We start from the raw sequence: 327 nt of genomic DNA, 5'->3' as shown, positions 1-327 counted from the left end.
ATAAATGCGAACGCGATGGCCGTTGCAGACATCAACGCCGCCGCGTTTGCCGGGGAAGGGATCAAGGCACTTTTCACGGGTGTATCAGCGAATGGTGCGACCAAGGTTCTGGTTCAACGCTTTACGTCGCAACAAGTCCTCGAACGTCGCTTCGCCCTCTTGCAGCAAGGCAACGCATTTCGGCGGCTGACGGAACCTGCATTTACTCTCGATAATGCGCTTGCCTGCATCATTGAAGGAGGAACGATCAAGTTCAAGAGCCAGCACAAGTTGCGCTCTATCATCAATATGCTCGACATCTACCGGGCGGCGACTGACCAAGAGGTA

1 pseudogene is annotated in these 327 nt (G+C 54.1%); it reads left to right on the top strand.

What is annotated here, in order from left to right:
- Positions 1-15: 15 nt before the first annotated feature.
- Positions 16-327: pseudogene (locus Q5L94_RS13520) on the top strand (DUF4868 domain-containing protein); the annotation flags it as partial.

It is taken from the genome of Idiomarina sp. Sol25 (assembly GCF_033052775.1).
Lineage (GTDB): Bacteria > Pseudomonadota > Gammaproteobacteria > Enterobacterales > Alteromonadaceae > Idiomarina.
Note: the sequence above shows the minus strand (reverse complement) of the source record. Positions and strands in the feature narration are given on the sequence as shown.